The 22,979-nt window shown below is 54.6% G+C and carries 22 protein-coding genes; 21 read left to right on the top strand and 1 reads right to left on the bottom strand.

Annotated features, from left to right (window positions below):
• The first annotated feature begins 8 nt into the window (after positions 1-8).
• The 15 genes from HUN04_16130 (at position 9) to HUN04_16060 (ending at position 15,219) form a co-directional block, all read left to right on the top strand.
• Complete coding sequence (locus HUN04_16130) at positions 9-3,197, top strand: autotransporter domain-containing protein (GenBank protein WDP91141.1); 3,189 nt, start codon at positions 9-11, stop codon at positions 3,195-3,197.
• 146 nt (positions 3,198-3,343) lie between these two features.
• Positions 3,344-3,481 (top strand): 50S ribosomal protein L34, encoded by a 138-nt coding sequence (rpmH, locus tag HUN04_16125; protein ID WDP91140.1) that lies wholly within the window; start codon positions 3,344-3,346, stop codon positions 3,479-3,481.
• 15 nt (positions 3,482-3,496) lie between these two features.
• Positions 3,497-3,856, top strand: a complete 360-nt coding sequence (gene rnpA, locus HUN04_16120) for a ribonuclease P protein component (protein ID WDP91139.1) — start codon at positions 3,497-3,499, stop codon at positions 3,854-3,856.
• Entirely contained in the window at positions 3,857-4,069 is a 213-nt protein-coding gene (gene yidD, locus HUN04_16115) for a membrane protein insertion efficiency factor YidD (GenBank protein ID WDP91138.1), read from the top strand. It abuts the gene before it with no gap.
• Between the two features lie 91 nt (positions 4,070-4,160).
• A complete protein-coding gene (gene yidC / locus HUN04_16110; GenBank protein ID WDP91137.1) occupies positions 4,161-5,837 on the top strand; it encodes a membrane protein insertase YidC in 1,677 nt (558 codons plus the stop codon).
• 9 nt (positions 5,838-5,846) lie between these two features.
• Complete coding sequence (locus HUN04_16105) at positions 5,847-6,791, top strand: Jag N-terminal domain-containing protein (protein ID WDP91136.1); 945 nt, start codon at positions 5,847-5,849, stop codon at positions 6,789-6,791.
• A 13-nt stretch (positions 6,792-6,804) separates the two neighbouring features.
• Positions 6,805-8,184: a tRNA uridine-5-carboxymethylaminomethyl(34) synthesis GTPase MnmE gene (gene mnmE / locus HUN04_16100; GenBank protein WDP91135.1), complete on the top strand. Its 1,380-nt coding sequence runs from the start codon at positions 6,805-6,807 to the stop codon at positions 8,182-8,184.
• 12 nt (positions 8,185-8,196) lie between these two features.
• Positions 8,197-8,853 carry a YkgJ family cysteine cluster protein gene (locus HUN04_16095; protein ID WDP91134.1) on the top strand — a complete coding sequence of 219 codons (657 nt, stop codon included), beginning with the start codon at positions 8,197-8,199 and terminating at the stop codon, positions 8,851-8,853.
• Positions 8,846-9,202: a hypothetical protein gene (locus HUN04_16090; GenBank protein ID WDP91133.1), complete on the top strand. Its 357-nt coding sequence runs from the start codon at positions 8,846-8,848 to the stop codon at positions 9,200-9,202. Before HUN04_16095 ends, HUN04_16090 begins: the two co-directional genes overlap by 8 nt.
• Positions 9,189-10,004, top strand: coding sequence for a 50S ribosomal protein L11 methyltransferase (locus HUN04_16085; GenBank protein WDP91132.1), 816 nt, complete (start codon positions 9,189-9,191; stop codon positions 10,002-10,004). Before HUN04_16090 ends, HUN04_16085 begins: the two co-directional genes overlap by 14 nt.
• Positions 10,005-10,059: 55 nt before the next feature.
• A complete protein-coding gene (locus tag HUN04_16080; protein ID WDP91131.1) occupies positions 10,060-10,689 on the top strand; it encodes a thermonuclease family protein in 630 nt (209 codons plus the stop codon).
• Positions 10,690-10,855: 166 nt separating this feature from the next.
• Positions 10,856-11,560 carry a hypothetical protein gene (locus HUN04_16075; GenBank protein WDP91130.1) on the top strand — a complete coding sequence of 235 codons (705 nt, stop codon included), beginning with the start codon at positions 10,856-10,858 and terminating at the stop codon, positions 11,558-11,560.
• A complete protein-coding gene (locus HUN04_16070) occupies positions 11,557-12,492 on the top strand; it encodes a chemotaxis protein CheV (protein WDP91129.1) in 936 nt (311 codons plus the stop codon). Before HUN04_16075 ends, HUN04_16070 begins: the two co-directional genes overlap by 4 nt.
• Positions 12,493-12,675: 183 nt before the next feature.
• Positions 12,676-14,802, top strand: coding sequence for a chemotaxis protein CheA (locus HUN04_16065; GenBank protein ID WDP93314.1), 2,127 nt, complete (start codon positions 12,676-12,678; stop codon positions 14,800-14,802).
• A 30-nt stretch (positions 14,803-14,832) separates the two neighbouring features.
• Positions 14,833-15,219, top strand: coding sequence for a response regulator (locus HUN04_16060; protein ID WDP91128.1), 387 nt, complete (start codon positions 14,833-14,835; stop codon positions 15,217-15,219).
• Positions 15,220-15,306: 87 nt separating this feature from the next.
• On the opposite strand, the gene ssb is transcribed toward HUN04_16060, so the two are convergent.
• Positions 15,307-15,882 (bottom strand): single-stranded DNA-binding protein, encoded by a 576-nt coding sequence (gene ssb / locus HUN04_16055; GenBank protein WDP91127.1) that lies wholly within the window; start codon positions 15,880-15,882, stop codon positions 15,307-15,309.
• 187 nt (positions 15,883-16,069) lie between these two features.
• Between ssb and HUN04_16050 the strand changes: the two genes are divergently transcribed.
• From HUN04_16050 to HUN04_16025, 6 genes are all read left to right on the top strand, one after another.
• Positions 16,070-16,858 carry a TrmB family transcriptional regulator gene (locus tag HUN04_16050; GenBank protein ID WDP91126.1) on the top strand — a complete coding sequence of 263 codons (789 nt, stop codon included), beginning with the start codon at positions 16,070-16,072 and terminating at the stop codon, positions 16,856-16,858.
• 29 nt (positions 16,859-16,887) lie between these two features.
• Positions 16,888-18,168 carry an aspartate aminotransferase family protein gene (locus tag HUN04_16045; protein ID WDP91125.1) on the top strand — a complete coding sequence of 427 codons (1,281 nt, stop codon included), beginning with the start codon at positions 16,888-16,890 and terminating at the stop codon, positions 18,166-18,168.
• A gap of 267 nt (positions 18,169-18,435) precedes the next feature.
• The gene (locus HUN04_16040) at positions 18,436-19,935 is read left to right on the top strand and encodes an SDR family oxidoreductase (protein ID WDP91124.1); all 1,500 of its coding nucleotides are present in this window, start codon (positions 18,436-18,438) and stop codon (positions 19,933-19,935) included.
• Between the two features lie 199 nt (positions 19,936-20,134).
• Positions 20,135-20,860 (top strand): GntR family transcriptional regulator, encoded by a 726-nt coding sequence (locus HUN04_16035; protein WDP91123.1) that lies wholly within the window; start codon positions 20,135-20,137, stop codon positions 20,858-20,860.
• 25 nt (positions 20,861-20,885) lie between these two features.
• Complete coding sequence (gene trpB, locus HUN04_16030) at positions 20,886-22,112, top strand: tryptophan synthase subunit beta (protein WDP91122.1); 1,227 nt, start codon at positions 20,886-20,888, stop codon at positions 22,110-22,112.
• Positions 22,105-22,896 (top strand): tryptophan synthase subunit alpha, encoded by a 792-nt coding sequence (locus HUN04_16025; protein WDP91121.1) that lies wholly within the window; start codon positions 22,105-22,107, stop codon positions 22,894-22,896. Before trpB ends, HUN04_16025 begins: the two co-directional genes overlap by 8 nt.
• Positions 22,897-22,979: the final 83 nt, after the last annotated feature.

Here is a 22,979-nt window from a genome sequence, read left to right as displayed (position 1 = left end):
GAGCACTATTGAAACGGTTCATTTTCCTATGCTGCTGTATGCTGGCTGCGGCGGGCGGTCTCCAGGCGGAGACCCTGCCCGGCACATTCGACATCAGAAATATCAACGGGCATTCCTATATCGGCCCGGTCAGAAACCAGAAAAAATGCGGCAGCTGCTATTCCTTCGGCGCCCTGGCAGCCGCAGAAAGCATCTATAACCGGGCGGTCGGCCGCTATGACCAGGCAGCAGTTGATCTGTCCGAATCCTTTATTATCTGGAACCTGGGCCAATACTACACAGGATTCGGCGGATGCGACGGTGCCAGCTATGACTATGAAGAGCTGACCGGGATTGTGACCCACGGCGCCGTTCTTGAGTCGGATTTCCCATATACCTATCCCGACCCAGGGAAGGAGAACTACTATTCCGGGGATGCCAGAATAAAGTTCTCAGAATGGTACAGGATTGCTCCCAACGATATCGAAACCATGAAACGGGTGATCTACACATTCGGTGCCCTGGACGCAGCAGTGTATGCGGATAAGGCCTTCATTGACTACGAAAGCGGGGTTTTCAAAAATTCCGCCACAGCGGCCACCGCCCTGCTGCCCTACTACACCCCGACCAACCACGCCATTGCCCTGGTGGGCTGGAACGATAACCCGGGCGGGGATACAGGCTATTGGTACCTGAGGAACTCATGGGGACAAGGATGGGCCCAAGAGGGGTATATGAATATCGAATACACCTCCGCACATGTGGCCCTTGAAGCCACCTACCTGACCTACGGATACTGGCCGGGCCCCGATGTCACCTATACAAACACCGGAACGGTGGCGGCCGGGGCCTGGTCATCCGGGGGTATCCTAAATGCCCATGCAGTGGACATCTGGACCGGCACCAACAGCAGTGTCGACAATTCAGGCACCCTGTCAGCCAGTGCCGTGGCAACCACCTCACTGGCCACGGCCCGGGGGGTTTACCTCTGGGGGGGCCACAATGTCACTGCCACAAACTCGGGGACCATTGAAGCCGAAGCCGAAAGCCAGTCCAGCCATGCCATTGCCTACGGCATCTCCATGCAGGGCGGCCGGGCAACCAATTCGGGTGACATAACCGCCCGGGCCGACTCAGTATCCGGCCAGGCCCTGGCCTACGGCATTCAGGCCTTCAACGGCGGCGCCCCTGTGACCCTTGGCAACACAGGCACCATCACCGCCGCTTCCCAGGGAGGCAACGCCTGGGCATACGGCGTCTGGGCCGACAGCCGTTCCGGCACGGACCTGGTCAACCAGGGCAGCATTCTTTCCGATGGGGACACGGTCAGCGTGGGCCTGCTCCTGTCCGGAAACGGGCTTAACCGGGTAACCAATACAGGCGTCATCCGGGCCGATTCATCCGTGGAAAAATCCGTGGGCCTTGCCAGCTTCGGCAGGGCCGAAATTGTCAACACCGGAACAATTGAAGCCGGCACCGGCGCCTTCAGCGCTTCGGTGTATGCCACAGACACCACCCGGCTGGTCCTGGGCACCGGCTCCCAGCTGACAGGTCCGGCCCGCCTTTACGGCAGGGACGACGTCCTTGAACTCCAGGGCACGGGGACAGAGGATGATACCTTTTTCAATGTGGAATCCCTTGTAATGTCCGGAACGGACTGGACCCTTTCGGCATCATCTGAATTCCGGAACATCAACCTGTCCCAGGGGATTCTGACCATGACCGAACCGGTATCCATTCCGGAGGCAGGTGTGCTCAGCGGCAATGGCACCCTTAACGGCAGCGTCACCAATTCTGGGCAGACAAGCCCGGGCAATTCCATCGGCACCCTGACCATTAACGGGGACTACACCCTGACATCAACAGGCACACTGGCCGTGGAGGCCGGCGGCGGGCAGGCCGACAGGCTGGTGGTCACCGGGACGGCCGACATCCAGGGGGGCGGCCTGACCCTTGCCCCCTCGGGATACCTGACCCCGGGCAGCTATGAATTTCTGTCTGCAGGAAACCTGACCGGCAGTTTCGGCAGCCTGGATACCCCGGCAGTGTTTGAAGCCGCCGTGGCCAATCCTGCCGGCGCGACTCTTTTTCTGGACATCTCCAGAAACAGCTATGCCAGCCTCGGCCTCACTTCAGGCCAGGAGAGCCTCGGCGCGGCCCTGGACCGGATGCGGCCCTCCGCCGCCGGAGACATGGCCGGTATTTTGAACCAGGTGGACGGAATGGACCTGGCCGGCCTCCGGTCTGCCATGGACGATCTGGGCCCCGGATTCCATTCGGCGGTCAGCACGGCCGCACTGGACGATATCCAGATCCGGAACGCTTACCTGTGGCAGCACCTGGCCGCCTCCCCGCCCGGGGATGAAGGAAAGGGCAACTGGCGGTTCTGGTCTTTGGGAATGGCCTCCGGCCAGGACTACGGCCAGACCCTTTCCCGTCCCGGATTCCGGTCGCGGCTGAACGGAATTTTTGCCGGACTGGACCGCCGTGTGGGAACGGATCTGAGGGTAGGGGTTTCAGGCGCGTTTACCCATTCAAAGGTCAACGGCAGGTCATCGGCCTCAACGGCCACCATTGATGCATTCAACGGATATCTTTACGCCGCCTGGGACCGGGCCGATTCTCCGGCGGGGTTCCATGCCCAGGCAGCCGTCGGGCTGGGCCGGAATCAGTACGAAACAGACCGTTCCATTTCTTTTCTGACCCGGTCGGCCAGGGCGGAGCAACAAGGCAGGCATTACACCGTACTTGCCGGCGGAGGCTATGACTGGACCGCGGGCGGATGGCGTCTGGGCCCCATGGCTGCCGTCCAGTATACCCATCTCAGAGAAAAGGGATTTTCCGAAGCCAATGCAGGGGATGCCGCCCTTCGGGTGGATGCGGATTCATCAAAGGCGCTGCTGGGTACCCTGGGATTCAGAATTGCCAAACCCTTTGTTTTGGGCAGCGGACTCCTCATGGTGACCGAAGCCCGGGCCGAGTGGTGCCATGAATTTGCAGCCGATGCAAATACTTTGGATGCGGCTTTTTTGTCATCCGGAGAAAAATTTTCGGGCGACCCCGGGGAGAGGGAAAGGGAGACATTTAAACTGAGCATGGCCCTCACCGCCGTGTTCTCCCCCCGGATCCGCGGGCAGCTGCAGTACGCCCGCCTCGCACAGGACAGCGGGGGGTACACCTCCCATCAGGCCGGGGCCGGCCTGAAAATTTTGTTTTAGAGATGGCCCGGCATCGCCATATTCCAAATGCATACCATGAATTTTATTTGACTTTTTCCAGCAAAAAGGTTAAGGTCTTGCGTTTATTGTAGTTTGCAAAGGATCAACCTTTATTATTTTTAACCAGCAACAAGGATTTTAAACCAATGAAACGGACTTACCAGCCCAGCAACCGGAAAAGAACCAGAAAACACGGATTCCTCAAAAGAATGTCTACCCCCGGCGGCAAACGGGTGATCAATGCCAGACGGGCCAAAGGCAGAAAAAGACTGACTACTGTTTAATCTGACAGGGATTTATTGAGCAATAAGTTTCCCAAAGATGTAAGGCTCCGGAAACGGGCCGAATTTGTTAAGCTTTCAAAACATGGAAAGACGATACGGACTAGGTTTTTTATAGCCGCTGTCCTTGACGGGGCAGGTGAACACAATCGAATTGGAATTACCGTATCCAAAAAAGTGGGGAATGCAGTCGCACGTAACAGGATAAAACGGCTTATAAGAGAATATTTCAGACACAGGAAAGATTCCGTACCCGGAATCAAGGACATAAATATCATTGCACGGAAAGGTCTGACTACGCTATCCAACAGAGAAATTACTGAGAGCATTGATAAGCTTTTTAAAAAAATAGCAGCTATCGAGATAGCGATGGTATAAATGAGCAAAAAGCTATTATCCATATTGATTAAATTTTATCAAATTTTTATATCACCGTTTTTGGGGCAAAACTGCAGGTATTACCCCACCTGTTCGGCCTATGCCCTGGAAGCGGTTGAAAAATATGGCAGTCTTAAGGGCGGCGCGCTTGCGGTCAAACGCATACTGCGCTGCCACCCCTTCCGGGCAGGTGGTTATGATCCGGTTCCTTAACCAGGTGATGAAATAATCCGCAGACCATAACTGTTGTGCAGTAACTGCTTTCCTCTTCTTTTGTTAAATTTTATTTACTTTAGGAGAGAAGATGGATGAGCAAAAACGATTATTGCTAGCTGTGGTGCTTTCTATTGTAGTCCTTGTGGGCTATCAGTTTTATTTTGCACCGGCTCCCCAGCTCGATAATCCCTCCCAGACCCAGGAAACCCAGACCCCGGCTGAAACCACCAATCAGGCCGTTGAGGAAGCCCCTTCCAATGTTACGGATTACAAGGCAGCCCCAAAGGTATTGGTGCAGCAGCCGTCCGAGGACTTCCGCACCATTACCCTGTCTACCCCCCTGTATGAAATCTCCCTGTCAGAACACATGGCGGCGGTCACCAGCCTGACCCTCAAGGAATACAAAGAAACCAACGCAGCCGATTCCCCCCAGAAACAATTGGTGCTGAAAGAGCTGGCGGACCGGGTGGGCGGCACCCTCTCCTTCAACCTGGACCGGGGCAGCATCCAGGGCCTGGACAATGCCGTTTATACAGCGGATTCAGACGCTGAGGCCCTCAGCCTCAACCAGGGTGAAAAGACCCTGACCTTTTCCTGGACCTCTCCCCAGAACATCACAGTCCAGAAAATACTTACCTTCAGGGCCGACTCCTACCTCATTGACTGTGACATCGTTATCCAGAACGGATCGGATATGCCCATCAACGATTCTTTGGCCGTCTCCGTTCCCGGTCTGTATCACGAAGGCGTCAAAAAGCGCTCCAGATTTGCCTTTGAAGGCCCGGTGGGATACATCGACAATGAGTTTGTCTCCATCGACCCCGATGATATCGAGGAAAAAGATACCTTTCTGGGCAATGTGGGCTGGGCCGGATATACCGACCGGTACTTCCTGACGGCCGTCATGCCCAAAGAGCCTGTAAAGGCCTCCCTGCGGCTTTCCTTTGCCGACGATATTGTGACCAACAAATTCGTCCAGAAAATCGAGCGGCTGGATTCCGGCAAACAGGGGAAGTATGCCTATGCCCTGTACATGGGTCCCAAGAGCCATAAGGTGCTCTCCCAGTACGACACCCTGCTGAGCAAGTCCATCAACTTCGGGTTCTTTGACATCATTGCCAAACCCCTGCTCATCACCATGAACTACATCCACGATGTGATTCCCAACTATGGTGTGGCCATTATCCTGCTCACCATCCTCATCAAGCTGATCTTCTGGCCCCTGGGCACCAAGAGTTACAAGTCCATGAACGAGATGAAAAAGGTCCAGCCCCTGATGATGGAAATCCGGGAAAAATATAAGGACGACAAGCAGCGGATGAACCAGGAAATCATGGGCCTGTACAAGACTTACAAGGTCAACCCGGCTTCGGGCTGCCTGCCCCTGGTGGTGCAGATGCCCATTTTCTTTGCCCTGTACCGCATGCTTTACATGGCCATTGAGTTGCGCCATGCCCCCTTTGTGGGGTGGATCACCGACCTCTCCGGCCCGGACCGGCTTTTCAACTTTGATTTTGCCATCCCCTTTATGGATGCCCCCTCCGGCATCCCGGTACTGACCCTGCTCATGGGTGCCTCCTTCCTGCTCCAGCAGAAAATGACACCCACTGCCGGCGATCCCATGCAGGCAAAAATGATGATGCTCATGCCCATCTTCATGACCGTTCTGTTCATTAACTTCCCGGCAGGACTTGTTCTGTACATGTTTGTCAACAACATCATCTCAATGGGCCAGCAGTTTTACACTCAGAAGAAACTAGCCTAAGGAGGCCATATGAAAAACACCCAGGAATTTACCGGAAAAAATGTCAATACAGCTGTTGAAAACGCCTGCAAGGAACTGGGTATTTCCAAAAATGATCTGAAATACAACGTTGTTTCAACGGGCACCTCCGGTATATTCGGTATTGTGGGCCGGAAGGACGCCAAAATCCGCGTCACCCTTCCGGCCAAAGAAAAACCCGCCGCATCCCAGGAAGAAATGGAAGGTATTCTTTCCATCGTGGACGAGGCCTTTGGCGAGGAAACCCGCCGGGATGACGCCCCTGCAGCCGAGGATGCGGTTGAAGACAAGGCCGATGATGAAACAGAGGCACCTAAAGAGGCTGAGGAAGACGACAGCAACGGCCGCTGGGACACCAAGCCGGCCCCCCGTCCCGCCAGGGCAAAGCAGGAACCCAAGCCGCGGCCGGAAAAGGCCCGGGCCGAACTGCCGCCGCCCGTGCCCGTGACCCAGGAGTCCATTGACCTGGGGGTTGAATCCCTCCAGAAAATGGCCGATCTCATCACCGACGATGCCAAGGTTGAAGCCGTGACCGAAGAGGACCGGCTCACCCTGCAGATCACCGGGGGCAACGCCGGTATCCTCATCGGCCGCAAGGGCCAGACCCTGGATGCCATGCAGTTTCTGACGGACAAAATCATCAACCGCAAAAGCGAAGCCCGGGTAAGGGTCAAGGTGGACATTGAAGGGTATATGGAAACCCGGAAGGAAAACCTTGAGCAACTGGCCTTCAAAATGGCGGAAAAAGCCAAGAAGACCGGCCGCCCCGCCACCATCAACCAGATGAGCGCCCAGGACCGGCGGATCGTCCACCTGGCCCTGAAGGAAGACAGCCAGGTCAGAACCCAGAGCATGGGGGACGGCTATTACCGGCGCCTGGTTATTTTCCCCAAAAAGCGGAACTCCTACAGAGGGAAGCGGCGGTACAGAAAATAGGGCTGAACACCAAATGACGGATACAATTGCCGCCATAGCCACCCCTTACGGAAGCGGCGGTATCGGTGTCATCCGGATTTCCGGCGCCCGGGCCTTTGAGGTTGCTTCAAAGATATTCTCAAAGGCCCGGGCCAAGGACCCGGGCGACGGACCGGGCCGCCTTAAATCACGCCGGGTGAGCCACGGATTTATCATGGATGGCCCGGAACCTGTGGATGAGGTCCTGGTTCTCCCCATGAAGGGTCCAGGCTCCTACACGGCTGAAGATGTGGTGGAAATCCAGGCCCATTCGGGTACCATTGTACTCCGGCGGATCCTGGATCTGATCTTCAGCCACGGGGTTCGCCCCGCCGACCCTGGCGAATTCACCAAACGGGCATTCCTCAACGGCCGCATCGACCTGACCCAGGCCGAGGCCGTGGCCGACATCATCAATGCAAAATCCGCCTCTTCACTCCAATTTGCCTCGGCCCAGAACCTGGGCACCCTGCGTGACGAAATCCTTGGCATGACGGCATTCCTCACGGAACTGCTGGCCCGGCTGGAGGCGGCCATTGATTTCCCCGATGAGGTCACCCCCTTTGAATTCACCGCCAGAGACCGGGAAGAGCTGGAACAGCTCATGGACCGCTGCCGGACCCTGATTCAAAAACACGAAGATGCCAGCTTCCTGAAAACCGGCATCCGGGTCGCCATCTGCGGTGAACCCAACGTGGGCAAATCCAGCCTGATGAACCGGCTTCTGGACAAGGAACGGTCCATCATCACGGCGATCCCCGGCACCACCCGGGATCCCATTGAAGAGGGCCTGAACATTGAGGGGATTCCCTTTGTGGTCATAGACACCGCTGGCATCCATGACACCGACGATCTGGTTGAGATTATCGGCATCGGCAAGGCCAAGGACCATATTGAAGCCGCCGATATCATCCTGTACATGACAGAACCCGGCCGCCCCTTTTCCGAAAAGGCTTTTTTGAAAATCATTCCCCAGGGCAAAAAAGTGATCCACGTGGTCAATAAAATCGATCTGGCGGAAAAAGGCGGTACACAGGAGATGCCCGAAGCCTGCTCCCGGATCCCCCTGGTTGAGATCTCTGCCCTGAAAAACCAGGGCATCGACAGGCTCCGCCAATGCCTCACGGACACCTGCATCCGAAACCTGGACATGGAAAACGACGCCGTCATCCCCAACCTGCGGCATAAAAACGCATTAACCCAGGCCCTCACCCATCTGGAATACATCCATACCGGCATGGCAACAGGGCAGGAAGAAGAAACCCTGGCAATGGATGTGAAAAACAGCATCGAATCCCTGGGATTAATTACCGGGGAAACTGCATCAATAGATATATTGGATGCTATTTTTAACAACTTCTGCATAGGAAAATAATAAGGAACTCCCATGGCAATTAATTTAGAAGAACACTTTGCAAAATATGAAGCCGTGGTCCAGATGGTGGACCAGATATTTGAACGGGTAAAACAGGAATTTCCCAAGGAGGTCTTCTGCCGGGAAAAATGCTCAGACTGCTGCTACGCCATTTTCGACCTCACCCTCATCGAAGCCCTTTACCTGAACCATAAGTTCAAAGAAAAATACGCCGGCAGGGAAAAGGCAGATCTCATTGCTGCCGCCGACAAAACCGACCGGGCCCTGGCAAAGATGAAACGGGACGCCTTCAAAAAGATCAAGGACGGGGCCAACGAGCTGGAAATCGTAGGCCGCATGTCCCAGGAACGGGTGCGCTGTCCCCTGCTGGGAGCGGATAACCTATGTCTCCTTTACGACTCCCGCCCCATCACCTGCCGGGTATACGGTATTCCCACGTCCACGGCCGGCGCCTCCCACATCTGCGGCAGGACCAATTTTGTCCAGGGCACCCCCTACCCCACCCTGAACATGGATAAAATCTACACCCAGCTGCAGCTGCTCTCCGCAGAATTGGTCAGGGATATCAAATCCAGCAACATCAAGATGCATGAGATGCTCATCCCGGTATCCATGGCCATGGTCACCGATTTTACCGACGACTACCTGGGAGTGAAACAAAATGGATAATACCTTCAGCCCCGAAGAAATCGAGTCCCGCAAAAAAGCCATTTTCGACGCCATGGGCAAACGGGGCCAGCGCCAGATTCTGAAAAAGGGGTATGAGCAATGGGACCCCTTTGAAGAGCCAAAGGACCCCATCGATATCCGCAAGGACAAAACCAAGCGGACCACCCAGGTGCTGATCCGGGAGTTTCTCTCCTCCGTGGACCATGAGGAGTATTCCAACACCTTTGCCGAAGGCGCCTTTGAAATGTGCCTGGGCATTGTAAACGAAGAGGAAAAAATCCGGGGCATGTTCGAATTTGCCAACTGGTATGCCGACCTGCTCAAAAAAGAGGGGTATGGCTCCCTTTAACAAAACCCGGGTCCTGGACATTCTATTTGAGTCCGAGGCCCGGCTTACAGCCCGTGCCTATATCCGGGAAATTGCCTCGGAATGCGGCCTTTCCCCCAGGGAGGCCAAAAAAATCCTGACCACCCTGGTCAACGACCAGACCCTGGCCTACCAGGATCTCTATGGGTCAACCTATGTCATGGAGAGTTTTTCAAAACCGGTCCGGATCACGGACCGGTTTATCATCTCCCCGCCCGGCACAGGACGGACACCCCACGGACCGGATGACATAGACATCACCATCCTTGTGGGCATCTCCTTCGGCTCCGGCCACCATCCCACCACCCGGCTCTGCCTTGAGGCCCTGGATCGCCTTTTTTACATCAGCCCCGGACGTGACGCCCTGCCCGGTAAAAACGGCGGGGATATCGGCACCGGTTCGGGCATCCTGGCCATTGCCGCCTGTAAAGCCGGCATGGCAACCTGCCGGGCATGGGAAATCGATGCCAACGCCGTCAGCGAAGCCCGGCAGAATGTGGCTGCCAATAATCTGACGGCCCGGATCCCCGTCATCGACAGCCTCATGTCCCCGGACGGCCTGAGTCTCGGCCTGATCACGGCCAACCTGCGGTTCCCCACCCTCAAGCAGATCGCCCCGCTGATCAGGGCGGCCCTGCTTCCCGGCGCCGCCATCGTCCTCTCAGGCATCCGCACCTGGGAAACCCAGGACCTGAAAACCCACTACCAGACCTTTGGATTCACACCGCTGTGGGAAAAAAATAAAAAGAACTGGTCCGTTGTCATTTTTAAATATTCAGGGTAGACTGAACCATCTTAATTGACCTCAATCCACGAACCCGGATATTTCAGGATACGCTATGGTCCGGAAGATCAGACCATTAACAGCCGTTTTTATTATTTTATTCCTGGTGGGCATCCCCCGGGGATGGGCGGATTTCTACATCTGGACCGACGAAAACGGGATACGCCACTATTCCAATATTTCCCCGCCGGACAGGGGGGGCATTACCCAAATGGCGGAAAGCCTCCCGAACCTATTACCCGGGACCCGGTTCAAGGTTGTCCGGGTCTTTGACGGCGACACCATTGAAGCCCGGGGATCGGGCCTCACCTTCAAAGTCCGGCTGGTGGGCATCGACTCCCCGGAAAAAGGGAGAAAAGGCCAGAAGGGGCAACCCTTTGCCCTGAAAGCGAAGCAGACGCTGGCCAAGCTGGTGTCCGGCCGCCAAATCAGGCTCAAGCAATACGGCACCGGGGGCTATAACCGGCTATTGGCAGAGGTATTCGCCGATGCCCGCAACATCAACCTTGAAATGCTGAAAAGTGGTCTGGCTGAAGTCTATGGGGGGAAAATGCCCAAGGGCCTGAACGCCGATGCCTATCAAAGGGCCCAGACACAGGCAAAAGCCAAAAGGCTTGGTATATGGTCCTTAGGAAAGCATTACAAAAGCCCCAGGCAGTGGAGAAAAGAAAATCCCTGGAAATAAATTGGCCATGTTTTATTTTACATCCCCAATTCATCTATGGTACATTGACCGAGTTATCGGATCTGACGCCCTTAAATCCATTATCCCTCCGGGGAAAACCCATTTCGCGGATCTGAATGACAGATTATCCAAAATACTTTCGCATGAAGGGTCATAGACACCAGGTATGAAAAATACGTTTCCGACCATATTACGCTGCACCAGGAAACTATTTTTATGTACGCTACCTGCCCTGGCATGCCCCTCGGCGGCGGCCCTGGCACAGGTGCCGGGCGGTACCAGCCCGAAAATCCAGCCCGCCCTGATCCTTGCCCTGGCCCTGACCAGCCTGGTATTGTTCTGCATTTATCTTTTCCAAAAACATAAAACAGAAAAAGAACGGACAGCCCAGGGCCGCTGGACAACCAGAGACAACCCCTTCCATACCCGGCTGTACGAAACCCACAAGGCCTTGCATACCCTTTTGGACCAGCCCGGTATTCCAATGGCAAAAACCGCCCTGGAAGAGGGCAGAATCTTGGACGCCACCCCTTCTCTCTACCGGGCCATGGGATATACAAAAAAGGAATTCTTAAAGCAGCAGCCGAGTGAACTGGGCATACTGCCCACCGGGGAAGACGATATCCGCAGCCTCATTGAAAACGGATGGGCACAGAACCCGTCGGGACTATGCCACAGGACCACTGGTGAACCGCTCAACTGCCCCATCCTGAATATTGCAACCCACCTTGACGGGCACCCCACAATATTGAGTATCGTACCGGGGCTTGCCCAACCCTGTTCCGAGGCTCCGGCACCATCCGCCCTGGCAGGATATGTTGACGATTTTAACAAAAACCGTCAGGACAAACGGCCAAAGGAGAAAAGATGAACATACAGGCAGCAACAAATTCAGGGATTCTGCTTGAATCCGGCACCAATGAAATGGAACTTCTCACCGTTCTTGTAGAGGGCCAGGCCTTTGGCATGAATGTGGCCAAGGTCCAGTCCATTCAGCAGTATGATCCAGAAAAGGTCACCCCACTGCCGGAATCGCCGCCCGGGGTTTCCGGCATGTACCTTTACCGTGACCAGACCATTCCCCTGATCAACCTGTCAGAAGTATTGAACATTAAAGCCGGCCATGAAGCAGAGCGGGAAATCATCGTGGTCACAGAATTCAATAATTCGGTCAACAGTTTCAAGGTTCAGGGCGTCAAGCGGATCTACCGGATGTCCTGGACGGAATTCGTGCCCATGGATACCATGCTTGAAACCCAAACCTGCTTCACCGGCTCGGTCCATGTTGAGGATACGCAAATCCTGGTGCTGGATCTTGAACAGATCCTGGCCGACATCTTCCCCGACCTCATCATTGAAGAGGTGTCCGAAGAGGTGATTCTACAGCAGAACACCATCTCCAGAGACCAGATCCAGATCATCTTTGCCGAGGATTCCCCCCTGATGCGCAAAAGTGTTATGAAAAGCCTGAAAAAAACAGGATTTGCCAATATCGAAGAATTTTTAAACGGCGAACTGGCCTATGCCCATATCCGGGCAAAATACCAGAATCCCACCCCGGAAGAGCTTCGCCGGACGGTGCTGATCACGGATATCGAAATGCCGAAAATGGACGGGTTGACCCTGTGCCGGCAGATTAAACAGGATCCGGTACTCCAGGATATTTACGTGGTCATATTCTCATCCCTGATCAACCGGCAGATGACCGCCAAATGCGAAAAGGTAAAAGCAGATAATTATGTAACCAAACCCGAAACCACCGAACTGATCAAAATGCTTGACAAAAGATGCCGGCAGGACTAACCATCCTTCGATTGACATCAGTGGTTTCACTGGACACCGAAATTTCCAGGCAAGGTTCGAATTCCCATTGGAGGCAAACGAGTGGATAATAATGCTGTATTGAACGATATTTCAACGCTTCTGGAACGATTCTCTAAACTCATTGGCGCATTCTGCCCCGGCGACACGCCGGATCTGGGCAGCATGATCATGCTTCTGGAGGAACTTTCCGTGGCAGCCAAGCAGTGCCGGTCAGAAACCTTTCCCAAGGTGGCGGCCTCCTGCCTCAAATATGCCGAGAACATGTCCCTGGAAACCATGTCCGACACCAAGCCCCTGGAAGATGCCCTTCTCCTTCTGGAAGCCATTTTCAGGCATATGAAAAAAGGCATTGAATTCACCTTTGAGACCAGGGATGTCATGGACATTCTGGACTCCGCCATCCTCACCCGCCGGCCAGAGGCGGAGCCGCCGGCCAAGGTGGTCCCCCCCTCCGGTGGGGATGATGCCCCGGGCAGACCTGAACCGCCCGCCGTAACCGACACCAGCCAGGGCGCCCCCACCCCCATCTCCGAAGATGATCTCGAAATTCTGGTGGACTTTGTGTCAGAGGCCGAAGACAACCTGGATGCCATTGAGGTCCATCTCATAGAACTGGAACAGGACCCCACGGATACGGAAATCATCAACAATATTTTCCGGCCCGTCCATACCATCAAAGGGGTGGCCGGATTTCTCTCCCTGGAAAAAATCAATAAGCTTGCCCATACCACAGAGAATCTGCTGGACAGCGCCCGGAGCGGTGAATTCATCATAGACGATGTGGTCACGGATGCCATTCTCGAATCCGTGGACATGCTAAAAAAACTGGTGGCCCGGGTAAAAGAAGGGATTTCCCAGGGCCTCAAGCTGCCGGACAATGACCTGAACGTGGAAAACCTGAGGGACAAGCTTGCCGCCCTCCACCTCCGGCTGACCAAGGGAACCAAGGCCCCCATCGGCGAAATCCTGGTGGAAAAAGGAGTAATTAATCGGGAGAGCCTGGAAGAGACCCTTGAAATCCAGAAGGAAGACCAACCGGATAAAAAAATCGGCGAACTCCTGGTGGAAAGAAAAAAGGCGGAACCCGCCCAGGTGGCCCAGGCCCTAATGGACCAGAAAACCGAAAAGAAGAGGGTCGCCGCCCAGGTAAAAGTCAATACGGAAAAACTGGATGACCTGGTGGACTACGCCGGAGAGCTGGTCATTGCCCAATCCATGCTCAGGCAGAAGGTGGCCGGCGATCCCTCCCTGATCCAGAGCGTCACCCATCTGGGACAGATCGTCTCCAACATGCAGCACATTGCCATGTCCATGCGCATGATCTCCATCAAGGCCACCTTCATGAAGATGATCCGTCTGGTCCGGGACCTGTCCAGGAAATCCGGCAAGCCCGTGAACCTGACCATGGCCGGGGAAGAGACGGAAATCGACCGGAATGTGGTGGACGCCCTGTACGAGCCCATGGTCCACATGATCCGCAACTCCGTGGACCACGGCATTGAGCCCCTGGCGGACCGCCGGGAAACCGGCAAGCCCGACCAGGGCACCGTTCACCTGAGCGCCTACCACAAGGGGGGGAATATCATCATCGAAATCCAGGACGACGGCAAGGGGCTGGACCGGGACCGTATCCTGGAAAAAGGCATCCAGTCGGGCCTGGTCAATGAAGGAGACCAGCTCACCGATGGACAGATTTACGATCTCATCCTCCAGCCGGGCTTTTCAACCGCCAGGAAAATCACCGATGTCTCCGGCAGGGGCGTGGGCATGGATGTGGTCAAATCCGGTATTGAACGGTTCCGGGGCCACCTGAAAATAGAGTCCCAAAAAGGTGAGGGCACCAAATTCACCATCAGCCTGCCTTTGACCCTGGCCATTATCGACGGCATGCTGGTAAGAGTGGGCAATGAAAAATACGTCATCCCCACCACGGCCATCCAGCGGGCCTTTAAACCGGAAAAAGACAATTGCTTCACCGTTGAAGGCAAAGGGGAAATGATAAAGGAAAGAAACCGGCTCATCCCCATTGTACGGCTCAAACGCCTCTACTCAGATGAACCGGATGGCACACCGATCTGGGAATGCCTGGCTGTGGTCGTTGAATCCAAGGACGAGCAGAAGGCCCTCCTCATTGACGAACTGCTGGGCAAGGACGAATATGTCATCAAAAGCCTCGGCGGCAACCTTGAAGGCATTCCCGGATTCTCAGGCGGAGCGATACTGGCCGACGGAAGGGTCGGCCTGATTCTGGATATCCACGGCATATTCCAGCTGGCGGAAACCGATTAATTCCTTTCTTTCGAGACTAAAGAGGTAACTATGTCAGATAAAACCATACTCGTGGTCGATGATGAAACCACCATTTTAAACATGTTCAAGCTTGCCTTTACACAGAAGGGGTATGAGGTCAAAACCGCTGCCAGCGCAGAAGACGCCCTTGAACTGCTGAAAACCGAAAAAATCCATGTCATGTTCCTCGACCTGAACCTTCCGGCCATGAACGGAATTGAGCTGTGCCGGGCCATCAAGAGCCAGATGCCCATGGCCATTCTCTACGCCCTCACCGGGTATGCCTCACTGTTTGAACTTTCCGACTGCAGGGATGCCGGCTTTGACGATTATTACAAAAAACCGGTGAGCATTGCCGAACTGCTCAAGGCCGCTGAAACAGCTTTTGAAAAAATAGAGCGCTGGAAAAATACCTGAGCCAGCTAAAACAGAAGGAAGCCGTTCTCCGGGGGCAGTTGAACACCCCCGGAGAACCAAGTGCAAAAAAGCAGTCTGAACAAAGGGCTAGAAGGGAATATCGTCGTCGGGAATGGGATCAGGTCCCCCGGTCATCCCCGGATTGGTCTGTCCCTGGAAATTATCAGAATTGGGTGCAGTTCCGCCCTGGGATTGCTGCTGATAGCCGCCGCCCTGGCCGCCCTGCTGCTGGTATCCGCCTTGATTCTGGTAGCCTCCGCCCTGGTTTTGATATCCGCCGCCACCCTGCTGGTAGCCGCCCTGGTTCTGGTATCCGCCGCCCTGGTTGTCGCCGCGGCCGCCAAGGAACTGGAAATTTGACGCCACAATTTCAGTTGTATAATGGGTCTGGCCGTCCTTTTCCCAGGAACGGGTCTGAAGCCGCCCCTCAATATAGATAGAGCTTCCTTTGGACAGATATTTACCACAAATTTCCGCCTGCTTTCCAAAAACGACAATTCGATGCCACTCTGTTTTTTCCTGGCGTTCTCCTGTGTTTTTGTCTGTCCACTGTTCACTGGTGGCAATGGAAAAATTCACCACAGCATTCCCCGACTGAAGATACCTTATCTCAGGATCGCGGCCCAGATTGCCGATGAGCATGACCTTATTCAAACCTGCCATTATTTATACTCCTAATATTAATTTTGCATTGGTTAGTTTACATATCAAACTCATCATATGCGCACAGCAGGCGAAAATTGTCAATCCCGGGGACACCGCCAATTCCACCGCGCCCCCTTGACAAATTTCCACATTTTGATTATGTTGCTAACAAGGTAGCAACATAAAAAGAGTGTAATGAAATTATATGGATAACAGATCAGCATTAACCCAGCTCGGCTTCTCCCAGTATGAGGCTTCATGCTATATGGCCCTGGTGGGCAGCCACCCGGTAAACGGATCCCAGCTCTCCAAGGTGTCCGGCATTGCGCGGTCCCGGATTTACGACGTGCTGCGCAGCCTCATTGCCAAGGGCTATGTCATAGAGGTCCAGGCCGGGCAGTACGCCCCCCTGCCGTCGGATGAATTGATACGTCGTTTGAAGCGGGAATTCAACACAAACATTGCCGAGGTGGAAAAAGAACTGACCAAAGCCTCCCAGAAAGAGGACTTTGAATATGTCTGGACCCTGACCGGATACGACAATGTCATGTCCAAGGCCAAGGACATGATCGGAGCCGCCACAGAAGAAATCTACGTCCGCCTCTTTCCCGAAGCCGACCGCCGCCTGGCAGCATCCCTGGAAGCGGCGGAAAAAAGAGGGGTGGCCATCCGCTACATTGCCATGGGGGATGTGCCCGACCGGTTTGACATCCAGGTCACCCACCCGGACAAGGAAGACCTCATCGCCAAAATCGGCGGCCGTTCATTCGATATCATCACGGACAAACAGGAAGCCCTGGTGGGCATATTTGAGAGCGGCAACGAAGATGAGTCCCCCATCAACTGGACCCGGAACCAATGGTTCATCATCGCCAACCGGGACAGTCTCCGCCATGACTTTTACCACTGCTTCCTTGAAAAAACCCTGGACCGGAGCCAGCCCCTGACAGACCACGAAAAAAGGATTTATACCCTGATTAAACAAGACAATTAATCATTTTATATTTTTAACGGAGGTGCGCCATGACAACCATGAGAAAAATCCATTACTTTGACGGGTTCTCCAACGAGAGCGACAAGACCATTTTCAATCTTGAGGAGGATTACGGCGCCCACCACTATGAACGGATCAACCTGGTGGTCCGCCATGCCAAGGGCTGCTGGCTCACCGACGACAAGGGCAAAAAATACCTGGACTGCCTGGCCGCCTATTCCGCGGCCAACCCCGGCCACCACCACCCCAGTATCACCAACGCGGTCATGGACGCCCTTCTCGGCAACTATGCCTCTGTGCTCTCCAATGTCGTTTTTACCGATCCTCTAGGGATTTTCCTTTCCGAAGCAGCTAAATTCGCCCCCCAGATGGCCCCCCGGTTCGGCAACCACGGCAACAAGGTCCTGCCCAAAAACGGCGGGGTGGAATCCGTTGAGACCGCCATCAAAGCCATGCGCTACTACGGGTTCAAGCAGAAGGGCATTGCCGACGGCAGCCAGGAAATCATTGTATTCAACAACAATTTCCACGGCCGGACCATCTCCGTGGTCTCCTTCTCCTCCAGTAAAAAATACAGTGAAGGCTTCGGCCCCCTGACCCCGGGTTTCAGGTCCGTCCCCTTCGGCGACCTTGAAGCCGTAAAAAAGGCGGTCACCCCCAACACCTGCGGCATCCTGGTGGAGCCCCTCCAGGGCGAAGGCGGCATGCTCATCCCGCCCAAGGGATTCCTCAAAGGCCTGAGGGAGGTTGCAGATGACAACGATCTCCTCCTGGTCTGCGACGAAATTCAGGTGGGCATGGGCCGTACCGGCAAACGCTTCTGCTTTGAGCACGAAGGCATCGTGCCCGACGGGGTCATCCTGGGCAAGGCACTTTCCGGCGGCCTGGTGCCCCTCTCGGTCTTCATCACCAATGCCAGACTCATGGACATGATCTTCTCCAAGGGCTCCGACGGCTCCACCTTCGGCGGCTACCCCCTGGCCTGCGTGGCCGGCACCGCCTCCCTCAAGGTCTTTGAAGAGGAAAAACTGGCCGAACAATCCGCCGAAAAAGGTGAGCGCCTTAAAAAGCGGATTCAAGAGATCGGCAGGCGCTCCCCCCATGTCAAGGAAGTACGGGGTCTGGGCCTGTTCATCGGCATAGAGGTGAAAAAGGGCAATGCCATGGAATTCTGCCGCAAACTCCTGGATCTGGGGCTGGTGGTCAACGACAGCCACGGCCACACCATCCGCATCTCCCCGCCCCTGGTCATCAATGAGGCGGAAATGGACTTCATGGTGGAGGCCCTGGAAAAGGTGCTGATACCTTAAAAGCAAGTTTCATATCAATACAGGGGCAGGCGTTGGATTCACCATCGCCTGCCCTTACTTTTTTCACTTCATTTTATTCACTTCAAAATGTCTTTGATCGCCCTCTGAAAATTTCAATATTCTTATATTCCCTTGACAACCAATATCAACTCAATCTAAAAAAACAAATGGTTCCGAATACGAACCGCCTGTTATAATTAATTTAATACGTGCCTCACCTCAGCAACAATTATAAAATTTTCTAACAATGTTTTGCAAAAGGAGACGATGATCGATCACTCAAAGACCATCAGGGCATTGGCGGGGAAGAATATCCTGCTCACCGGCGCAACGGGGTTTATTGGTAAAGTCGTGCTTGAAAAACTGCTCAGAACCCTGCCGGGAAACGGGAAAATCTACCTGATTCTCAGACCAAACAAAAAATACGAATCCGCCCAGAATAGGCTGCACCAGGAGGTATTGGCCTCTTCTATTTTTGATCTTTTGAAACAACAGCGCCGCTGCGATTTTGTCGGCATGATCAAAAAACGGGTCCGCCTGGTTGCCGGAGAATGCACTGAAGCCTGCTTTAATATGGATCCTTCCCAATTCTCCGCCCTTGCATCTGAAATTGATATCATTGTCCATTCCGCCGCCTCGGTCAACTTTCGGGAACCGCTTGACACGGCACTGAAAATCAACACACTGGCATTGGAAAATCTGATCAGACTCTCCAGCCTGGCAGGCGACTGCCCGCTGGTTCATGTATCAACCTGCTATGTCCACGGCCATCATAAGGGAGTGTGCAAAGAAGAGAATGTTGTGCCGAAACATGCGCCTGAACATGAACTGATGCCCCGCACAAGCCAGGGCTACTATGAAATCGGAGCGCTTCTGTCCCATCTGGAAACTGAAATCAGGAAAATAACAAAACGCCTGCCCCCAAAGAAGCATGAAACCGCCCTCATCGATCTGGGTATCCGGCTGGCCACAGAATTCGGCTGGAATGACACCTACACCTTTACGAAATGGATGGGCGAACAGCTTCTGATAAAGGCATTTCAGGGTAAAAGCCTGACCATTCTACGGCCCTCCATAGTAGAGAGTGCGCTCACCGATCCGGAACCCGGCTGGATCGAAGGCGTTAAAGTCACCGACGCCCTCATCCTTGCCTATGCCAGGGAAAAAGTCATGCTGTTTCCGGGGAATACGAGATCCATTCTTGACATCATACCCGTTGACCTGGTGGCCAATTCCATTATCATGAGCTCTGCCGAGGCATTGTGCAGCAAACCGGAAATCCGGATTTATCAGTGTTCAAGCAGCAATGAAAATCCAATTAAAATATCCTTTCTCATCAACACGATCCGGAATACCGCCCAAACCCATTATGAAAAATTTGAACGGCTCTTTTACCGCAAACCCCAAAAACCCTTTATCATGATTCCGCGCTGGCTGTTCAGGCAATTAATTACTGCAGGGTATTTTATTGAACAAAAAAAGTACCGCATTAAAAATTATCTCGGCCTGAAAACCTCCCGGAAATCACTAACCAATTTTGAAACCACCCTAAAGCTGGCACTGGTTTTCTCTTTTTACACCTCCCACTGCTTCACCTTCCTGAATGAACAGCTTTTAGCATTGTCGAACCGGATGGGCGAAATCGACCAGGCCCTTTTTCCGGTTTCCGCTTCACAAATTGACTGGCGGCATTATCTTTCCGATACCCACCTGAAGGGGTTGAACAAGTATGCGCTCAAGCCCAAAAAACTAAAGAGAAAAATTTAAACGGGAAATTAGACCTGGGGGCGAGGCGTTTCCTATGATTTCCGCCCCTTCAAAAATCCGGACACAGGAAGTCGGAGCCCCAGGCCCTCCCCCAGCATTGCTTCCCAGGCCTTTCCGTATCGATGCATCAGAACAAATGTCTTGACAACTTGACAAATTTATTTTACCATGCCTCAAATTTAACCCAGATGAGGCAGATATGCTTAACCCCGACTCACCCATCCCATTATACCACCAGCTGGCCGAGGTCCTCCAGGACCGGATCCGTTCGGGCATCTATGTGCCGGGGGAAATGATCCCTTCAGAAATCGGGCTGGCCAAAAAATACGGCATCGGCCGTCCCACGGTGCGCCAGGCAATGGATCTATTGGTCCAAAAGGGGCTGATTTACAGGAAACGGGGGGCCGGCACCTTTGTGAAAAAGCCCTCACCCCGGGTGGACCTCTTTTCCCTGGCCGGCACCTCCCAGGCCTTTTCAACCAAGGGGATCCCCGTTGAGACCCGGATTATCTCCCCCATGGCCATGGAGCGGGTGGACAGGGATGTGGCCAACCCCTTCCACGGAAAATCGGCCTACTCAATGTCCCGGCTGACCCTGGCAGAGGGGACGCCCGTGCTTTTGGAAGAAATCTTCATGAATCCCGAGCGGTTTGCCGGAATTGATGACATTGACCTGTCCAACCGGTCGCTTGCCCAGGTGGTGGCCGAGCATTTTTACCTGACCCCCCTCAACGGCACCCAGCAGTTCAAGGTGGAAAACCTGGGGACAAAAAAAGCCGAATTGATCGGCATCTCCCCCAAAGAGGCCGCCCTGGTGGTCCGGAGATCCCTCAATTTCCCGGATGCCCCGGCTGCCATCTTCTCCACCCTTTACTGCCGCACCGACCGGTTCGCCTTTTCCCAGACCATCCAGGGAGACCAATAATGAATAAAATTACGGAGACATACATATGAAAGACCGCGGATACTACGGCCCCTTTGGCGGCGCCTTCCTGCCGGAAATCCTGGTGGCCACCTTTGACGAACTTGTGGCCCGGTTCCGGGAAATCAAAAACGATCCCGCCTTCTGGGAGGAATATGTCAGCCTCATGTCCTCCTATTCCTGCCGGGCCACCCCCCTGACCTATGCGGAAAACCTGACCCGGCATTTCGGCGGGGCAAAAATATACATCAAGCGGGAAGACCTCAACCACACCGGGGCCCACAAGGCCAACAACGTCATGGGACAGGGCCTGATGGTGCGAAAAATGGGAAAAAAGCGGGTCATCGCCGAAACCGGGGCCGGCCAGCACGGGGTGGCCACGGCCACCATGGCCGCCAAGTTCGGATTTGACTGCACCATATATATGGGAGAGGTGGATGTGCTCCGCCAGCGCCCCAATGTCTTCTGGATGGAACAGCTGGGCGCCGAAGTCATCCCGGTGAAGGACGGCACCCGCATCCTCAAGGACGCCATCAACGAAGCCTTCAGGGACTGGGTCACCAACATGGACACCACCCACTATGTCCTGGGAACGGCCTGCGGCCCCCATCCCTTCCCTGAAATGGTCTCCTATTTTCAGTCCATCATCGGAAAGGAGGCCAGAAAACAGATCCTTGATGTCGAAGGGAAACTCCCCTCCCGGGTATATGCCTGTGTGGGCGGGGGCTCCAATGCCATGGGGATCTTTTCCGGATTCCTGGAGGATCCCGTGGAGCTGGTGGGGGTGGAAGCCGGGGGCAAGGGCATTGCGTCCGGGCTGCACGCCTCCCGCCTCTGCTCCCAGGATGCCAGTCCGGGCATTGCCCAGGGGTACAAAACCTATTTCCTCCAGGATGACGACGGCCAGATGAAGGAGACCCACTCCATCTCCGCCGGCCTGGATTACGTGGGGGTTTCCCCCATACTGGCCCGGATGCACGACGAGAAAAAGGCCCGGTTCGAATATGCCACCGACGACGAGGTGGTGGCGGCCCTGAAACTGACCATGCAAAAGGAAGGGATCATCCCGGCCCTGGAATCCTCCCACGCCTTTGCCCGGGCATTCAAGGAGGCCCCGGAAATGTCCAAAGACGAAATCATTATCATCAACCAGTCCGGCCGGGGGGACAAGGATATCTTCACCGTGGCCGACGCCATCGGCGACCCCAAATGGAAAGACTTTATCCGATCTAAAGCAGGAGAGTACAATGACTAGCATACCGGGGGACGGCCCCCTTGAATCCTATATCCGCGACCGGCTGCAGAAAAAAGAGATCCTTTTAATGACCCATATCGTCATGGGCTATCCCTCCTTTGAGGCCTCCTATGAGATCGTGGCCCAGATGGTGGAAGCCGGGGTGGACCTCATGGAACTCCAGATCCCCTTTTCCGAGCCCATGGCCGACGGACCGGTCATCCTCAAGGCCAACCAGCAGGCCATTGAAAGGGGGTCCACCGTGAAAAAATGCATGGACTTCGCCCGGAAGGCGGCGGCGGATTTCAACATCCCCTTTTTGTTCATGAGCTATGCCAACATCCCCTACAAATACGGGATGGACGCGTTTGCCCAAGAGATGGCGGCCATGGGCATGCAGGGTGCCATTGTCCCGGACCTGCCCCCGGAAGAGGCCGGCGACTACCTCTCCGCCATGGAAAAAAACAATCTGTCTCCCATTTTCATCTACTCCCCGGAAACCACGGACCCGCGCATGAAAATGATCGACAGCCATGCCAAAGGATTCATCTACTGCCTGGCCAGAAAAGGGGTGACGGGAAAGGAGACGCAATTCTCCCAGGACATGGCCGCCTATCTCGGCCGATGCCGGAAAGCCACCGACCTGCCCCTGGCCGTAGGCTTCGGTGTAAAGGAAAAGGCGGATATCGATTTCCTCAAAGGCAAGGCCGACATCGCCGTGGTGGGATCCCAGACCATCCGGGAGGTGGAGGAAAAAGGGGTGGACGCCACCGCCCCCTTCATCCGCAGCCTGATTGGCAGTTAGACACACACCCGGCCTTGAACGGGAAGGGGCCGCCGCTAAATTTCCGCGGTCGTCCTGACCGAGCCTGGAAGCCATTCTGTGTA

Source organism: Desulfobacter sp., assembly GCA_028768525.1.
Lineage (GTDB): Bacteria > Desulfobacterota > Desulfobacteria > Desulfobacterales > Desulfobacteraceae > Desulfobacter.
The sequence above is the reverse complement of the archived record's forward strand: the minus strand, read 5'-3'. Positions and strand labels throughout refer to the sequence as shown.

Excerpts from the sequence above, each read along its gene's own strand:
- HUN04_16085 (WDP91132.1), top strand. The coding sequence starts at position 9,189 with ATGGCTCCCTTTAACAAAACCCGGGTCCTGGACATTCTATTTGAGTCC.
- HUN04_16075 (WDP91130.1), top strand. The coding sequence starts at position 10,856 with ATGAAAAATACGTTTCCGACCATATTACGCTGCACCAGGAAACTATTT.
- HUN04_16045 (WDP91125.1), top strand. The coding sequence starts at position 16,888 with ATGACAACCATGAGAAAAATCCATTACTTTGACGGGTTCTCCAACGAG.
- HUN04_16060 (WDP91128.1), top strand. The coding sequence starts at position 14,833 with ATGTCAGATAAAACCATACTCGTGGTCGATGATGAAACCACCATTTTA.
- rpmH (WDP91140.1), top strand. The coding sequence starts at position 3,344 with ATGAAACGGACTTACCAGCCCAGCAACCGGAAAAGAACCAGAAAACAC.
- yidD (WDP91138.1), top strand. The coding sequence starts at position 3,857 with ATGAGCAAAAAGCTATTATCCATATTGATTAAATTTTATCAAATTTTT.
- HUN04_16035 (WDP91123.1), top strand. The coding sequence starts at position 20,135 with ATGCTTAACCCCGACTCACCCATCCCATTATACCACCAGCTGGCCGAG.
- yidC (WDP91137.1), top strand. The coding sequence starts at position 4,161 with ATGGATGAGCAAAAACGATTATTGCTAGCTGTGGTGCTTTCTATTGTA.
- trpB (WDP91122.1), top strand. The coding sequence starts at position 20,886 with ATGAAAGACCGCGGATACTACGGCCCCTTTGGCGGCGCCTTCCTGCCG.
- HUN04_16040 (WDP91124.1), top strand. The coding sequence starts at position 18,436 with ATGATCGATCACTCAAAGACCATCAGGGCATTGGCGGGGAAGAATATC.
- HUN04_16070 (WDP91129.1), top strand. The coding sequence starts at position 11,557 with ATGAACATACAGGCAGCAACAAATTCAGGGATTCTGCTTGAATCCGGC.
- HUN04_16065 (WDP93314.1), top strand. The coding sequence starts at position 12,676 with ATGATCATGCTTCTGGAGGAACTTTCCGTGGCAGCCAAGCAGTGCCGG.
- HUN04_16090 (WDP91133.1), top strand. The coding sequence starts at position 8,846 with ATGGATAATACCTTCAGCCCCGAAGAAATCGAGTCCCGCAAAAAAGCC.
- ssb (WDP91127.1), bottom strand. The coding sequence starts at position 15,882 with ATGGCAGGTTTGAATAAGGTCATGCTCATCGGCAATCTGGGCCGCGAT.
- HUN04_16095 (WDP91134.1), top strand. The coding sequence starts at position 8,197 with ATGGCAATTAATTTAGAAGAACACTTTGCAAAATATGAAGCCGTGGTC.
- HUN04_16025 (WDP91121.1), top strand. The coding sequence starts at position 22,105 with ATGACTAGCATACCGGGGGACGGCCCCCTTGAATCCTATATCCGCGAC.
- mnmE (WDP91135.1), top strand. The coding sequence starts at position 6,805 with ATGACGGATACAATTGCCGCCATAGCCACCCCTTACGGAAGCGGCGGT.
- HUN04_16080 (WDP91131.1), top strand. The coding sequence starts at position 10,060 with ATGGTCCGGAAGATCAGACCATTAACAGCCGTTTTTATTATTTTATTC.
- HUN04_16050 (WDP91126.1), top strand. The coding sequence starts at position 16,070 with ATGGATAACAGATCAGCATTAACCCAGCTCGGCTTCTCCCAGTATGAG.
- HUN04_16105 (WDP91136.1), top strand. The coding sequence starts at position 5,847 with ATGAAAAACACCCAGGAATTTACCGGAAAAAATGTCAATACAGCTGTT.